Annotated in this window: 5 protein-coding genes; all 5 read right to left on the reverse strand. The window is 57.2% G+C overall.

Going from position 1 to position 4,951, the window contains the following annotated elements; all coding sequences use genetic code 11:
• A partial coding sequence (locus ABYV89_RS14400; RefSeq protein WP_432823631.1) for a DEAD/DEAH box helicase occupies nucleotides 1–283 on the reverse strand: 283 nt, incomplete at its 3' end.
• Nucleotides 280–687 (reverse strand): bacteriohemerythrin, encoded by a 408-nt coding sequence (locus ABYV89_RS14405; protein WP_432823632.1) that lies wholly within the window; start codon nucleotides 685–687, stop codon nucleotides 280–282. The genes ABYV89_RS14405 and ABYV89_RS14400, both read right to left, overlap by 4 nt.
• A gap of 30 nt (nucleotides 688–717) precedes the next feature.
• Complete coding sequence (locus ABYV89_RS14410) at nucleotides 718–2,085, reverse strand: UbiD family decarboxylase (protein ID WP_432823633.1); 1,368 nt, start codon at nucleotides 2,083–2,085, stop codon at nucleotides 718–720.
• Between the two features lie 284 nt (nucleotides 2,086–2,369).
• Nucleotides 2,370–3,830, reverse strand: a complete 1,461-nt coding sequence (locus tag ABYV89_RS14415) for an NADH-quinone oxidoreductase subunit N (RefSeq protein ID WP_432823634.1) — start codon at nucleotides 3,828–3,830, stop codon at nucleotides 2,370–2,372.
• 45 nt (nucleotides 3,831–3,875) lie between these two features.
• Nucleotides 3,876–4,951 (reverse strand): complex I subunit 4 family protein (locus ABYV89_RS14420; protein ID WP_432823635.1); only part of this gene is annotated, 1,076 nt, incomplete at its 5' end.

Consider the following 4,951-nt stretch of genomic DNA (forward strand, 5'->3'; position numbering starts at 1 on the left):
CGGCAGCTCCCAGCGACGAGTTGTAGTAGGCCGCGCGCACCCCGTTGGCCCGCAGGGCGTCGACCTGGTCCTTCATCAGGGAAATCAGCGGCGACACAACGATGCCGATGCCGGGCCGGTGCAGCGCAGGGATCTGGTAGCAGAGCGACTTGCCGCCGCCGGTCGGCATCAGCACAAAAGCATCACTGCCGGCGATCAGTCCGTCGATGATGATCTGCTGGCTGGATCGGAAGGCCCCATAGCCAAAGACATCGCGTAGGGTTTCGAGGGGAGTTCCGGTCATGCCGGCCTGCTGTGGAGGAATTTCCCCAGCGCCATGTCGACGGTCCGGATATGGCGGATCAGCCAGAGCATTACGGCCTCGTTGGTTTCTATCAGCAGTCCAAGGGTGCTCCCCTCCTGTTGCAGGTGCCGCTGCCAGCCCTGAAGCTTTTCGCTGAACTCCTGGTGTTGCTTGCGGTGCATGCCGACCTCAGGGTACGCGTGTACGGTCATCAGGGCCTCTTCGGCGCTGAAATGCTCGACAACGTAGGTGTCGAGGAATTCAAAGAGCCTGACGACTTCCTGACGCCCCTTTTTCTGCTGGCAGGCTTCGATCAGCGAGTTAAAGCGTTTGAACAATTCCTGGTGCTGGGCGTCGATCATGGGATAGCCGATGGCGTAGCTGGCGTTCCAGGCAATAGTCATGAAACAGGTCCCTTTCTATGATGAATGGCTTTATTCGATCCCGTACTCCGCCCAGCGCCGCTCCAGCAGCAGAAGGATGTCCGGGTCCGCTTCCACGAGGCGCCTCTGCTGACGACCGGTAAGATCGACACCGACCCGGACTCCGTCAATCAGGATGTCGCGGTCGGCCTGCAGCCGGTTGATCGCACGCCAGTAGGCTTCCGAGGGATCCTGCACATCGACATCGGCATCGAACACCATCAAGAGGCGCGAATGCTTCAGCAGCCCCTGCTGCCACAACTGGTCTATCAGCCGCCGGCCCTGCCCGGCGGCCTGTTCGGTGAGGGAGATCAGGGCGCAGCCGTGAAAAATCCCCTCCATCGGAAAATTGATGTCCCTGATTGCCGGAAAGTCGACTTGCAGCAGCGGCAGAAACAACCGCTCGGTGGCCTTGGCCAGATAGCAATCTTCCATGGGCGAGCGCCCGACCACGGTGCAGGGGTAGATCGCATCACGCCGGCGGGTGATGGCGGTCACGTGAAACACCTGCGCCGGAGACGCCTCGACATAGTAACCGGTATGATTACCGAAAGGGCCCTCGTTACAGGTCACAGCGAGATCGACAATTCCCTCGATAACGATCTCGGAGGACGCCGGCACTTCCAGGTCACAGGTCGTGCAGCGGGCCATGGCCACCGGAACCTGTCGCAGATAGCCGGCAAAAGAGACCTCGTCGATGCCTCCTGGTAGCGGCACCCCGGCGGCGTAGGTCAGCACCGGGTCTCCGCCGATGGCGATAGCCACCGGCATCGGCTTGCCGCGAGCCTGCCAGGCCCGGAAGTGCCGGGAGATGTCAGCCTGTTCGCTCCAGTGAATGGCGGCGGTTCTGTCATCGACAATCTGCACCCGGTACATACCGCAGTTTACCCGCCCTGTCACCGGCTCCCGTGAAAAAACCATCGGCAGGGTCAAATAGCGGCCGCCATCGCCGGGCCAGACCTTTAACGCTGGTATCGCACAGAGATCTGGCGCCTGCTTCTCGACCAACTCCTGACAGGGCGCCTGCTTAACCAGACGTGGCAGGAAGGCCGGCGCCTCGACCAGTTTCCTGAGCCGCTCCTCGGCGCTTTGCCCCGACGATTTTTCCAGGTCGCGGGCAATCCGCTGGGTCAACGCATCGAGATGGTCGGTCCACAGCGCCCAGCCGATCCGGCGATAGGAGCCAAACAGGTTGGTCAGCACCGGCATTTCATGCCCCCTGACCTTTTCGAACAGCAACGCCTTGCCATCCGCCTGCTTGCTCACCCGTTCGGTGATTGCGGCGATTTCCAGATCCGGATCGACCTCGACCTTGACACGGCAGAGCTCACCGCTTTCTTCAAGCAGATCGACAAAGCCCCTGAGATCCTGCATGGACATCGCTGAAGTGCCTCCTGTTCCAATCAAGTCCTGGGCGTACCACCTTCTCGGCAACGCTTAGCAACCCCGCAAGCCGGGATCCCGTTCTGCGTCCGGTCATCGCGATCATGCTCAGGCCGTTTGGGCAAACCTGCATAGGCGCACGCACTCGGTGTCCCTCTGCAACGGCAAGAGCGATCACCTCGAATTTTCAAATCAGCTTAACGTTTTCCTGGACCAATTACAAAAAATAAAAAAAGCCCCCGGTGCTGCCGGGGGCTTTGGGTGCTTCAAATTAAACTGAATCAGAAGATGGCAAGTTTGGCCATTTCCATAACGCCGCCAGGCAAAATACCGAGGTAGAGCACACCAATGAGGGCCAGAACAATCGATACCACCGCGCCAACATTCATGGTAACCCAGTCATATTCTTCAACAGCATCCTTGAAGTACATAAAAACCATGACCCGGAGGTAGTAATACAGGGAAACAGCCGAATTCAGCATGGCGATCACCGCCAGCCAGATATATCCGGCCTTGATGGCCCCGGCGAAAATAAAGAACTTACCTGCAAACCCTGCCATCGGCGGGATCCCCATCAGTGAGAAGAGGAAGATGGTCATTGCCACGCCAAGCAGGGGACGTTTGTAACCGAAGCCGGAGAAGCCGTCGAGGGTCAGATTCTCTTCACCCTTTTTGCCTGCCAGAACCAGAACGGCAAAGGCACCGAGGTTCATGAAGGTGTAAGCCAGCATGTAGAAGAGAATACCCGACATACCGATTTCGTTGGCGGCAACGATACCGACCAGAGCATAACCGGCATGCGCGATGGAGGAGTAGGCCAGCATCCGCTTGAGGTTGGTCTGGTAGATAGCGACCACGTTACCGGCGGTCATGGTCAGTACGGCGAGGACCCAGAGCAGCGAGGTCCAATCGCTCTGCAAACCGCCAAGACCAAGGGTCAGAATCCGGATGAAAGCCGCGAATGCCGCCGCCTTGGGGCCGGCGCTCATAAAGGCAGTGATCGGCGTAGGAGCGCCCTGGTAGACGTCCGGGGTCCACATATGGAAGGGGGCAGCGGCGATCTTGAAGAGAAAGCCCGTGCTCAGCAGCAGCATGCCGGCGACAGTCAGCGGATTCGACAATTCACCCGGATGGGCCGAAAGGTACAGGCCGATGTCGGCGACGTTGGTGGTCCCGGTAACGCCGTAGATCAGTGCAATCCCGTAAAGAAGGAAACCCGTGGAAAATGCACCAAGCAGGAAGTATTTGAGCCCCGCTTCGTTGGACTCGGTTTTGTCGCGGAGAAAACCAGCCAATACATACAGAGAGATAGACAACACTTCAAGACCAAGAAAAATGGTCATCATGTCCGTCCCTGAAGCCATCCACATGGCCCCAGCGGTGCAGAACAGAATCAGCGAGTAATACTCACCAACGTCAAAGTTTTCACGCTTCAGGTAACCATCCGACATCAGGATGCTCAATCCAGCTGCGATCAGGAAGGTGAAATTGAAGAACGTGGCAAAATTGTCCAGCGCCACGTGCCCGGCGAAACCGAATTCGGGTTCGTTCCAGGCTCCATACGAAACGAAACCGGTGATTACCAGGGCAACAACACTGAACCACGATATAATCGAAGTTTTGCCTTTAGGCAGGAAGACGTTGACCAGCAGGATCAGCATACCGAAACAAGTCAGCACCAGCGATGGCATGATTGCGGCAAAGTTGACGTTCTGCATGGCGGTTTGCACCAGATTTTCCATGGAAATGCTCCTTCGGAAGCGGTTTAAGCTTTATTCAAACTTGAGTTATTTCATTTCCAGATGGCCGGGAATAACGGACTCGACCATGGCCACCTGCTGCTTCCCTTTGACTTGCTGGATCAGCTGATCAACGGCAGGATTCATCTTGTCGAAGAAGGTATTCGGATAGACCCCGATCCAGAAGACGAACAGCAGCAGCGGTACCATCAGCGCCACTTCGCGGACCGACAGGTCGGCCAGTTTCTGGTTGGCGGGGTTTTTCAACTCACCGAACATGACCCGCTGGAACATCCAGAGCATGTAGACGGCGGCGAGGATGACACCGGTGGTGGCGAAGACGCCGAACCAGCGCAGCTCACTTTCATAGGCTCCCATGAGGATCAGGAACTCACCGACGAACCCGTTGGTGCCGGGAAGCCCGACGGAGGAAAAGGTCATAATCATGAAGATCGTGGCAAATACCGGCATCTGCTTGGCCAGGCCACCGAACTCGGCAATGGCGCGGGTGTGACGACGCTCGTAAATGAATCCGACGATAAGGAACAGTGCCCCTGTCGAAATTCCGTGATTAATCATCTGAATAATACCGCCGGACCAGCCCTGAATGTTCATGGCAAAAATGCCGAGCATGACGAAACCAAGGTGCGATACGGAGGAGTAGGCCACCAGCTTCTTGACATCATCCTGCATCATGGCAACCAGTGCACCGTAGATGATGCCGATGACAGCCAGCAGGGAAAGGAACGGAATGAACTGCTGGGTCGCATCCGGGAAGAGCGGGATGGCAAAGCGAACGTAACCGTAGGTACCCATTTTCAGCAGGATAGCGGCCAGGATGACCGACCCGGCCGTCGGGGCTTCGGTATGGGCATCAGGCAACCAGGTGTGAAACGGGAACATCGGGACCTTGATCGCGAAGCTGAAGGCAAAGGCCAGGAAGAGCCAGGTCTGCAGTTCGGGAGTGATGGCCATCTTGTAGAAGTCGATAATGCTGAATCCGCTGATATCCATCCCCGACTGAACCGCGTGGTAGTAAATGTAGATGATCGCCACCAGCATCAACAGTGAGCCGACCGCTGTGAAGATGAAAAACTTGATGGCAGCATAGATGCGGTTCTTAC

Source organism: Trichloromonas sp. (assembly GCF_041583255.1).
GTDB lineage: Bacteria > Desulfobacterota > Desulfuromonadia > Desulfuromonadales > Trichloromonadaceae > Trichloromonas.

Coding starts and splice junctions, on each gene's coding strand:
- ABYV89_RS14415 (WP_432823634.1), bottom strand. CDS start 3,830: ATGGAAAATCTGGTGCAAACCGCCATGCAGAACGTCAACTTTGCCGCA.
- ABYV89_RS14410 (WP_432823633.1), bottom strand. CDS start 2,085: ATGTCCATGCAGGATCTCAGGGGCTTTGTCGATCTGCTTGAAGAAAGC.
- ABYV89_RS14405 (WP_432823632.1), bottom strand. CDS start 687: ATGACTATTGCCTGGAACGCCAGCTACGCCATCGGCTATCCCATGATC.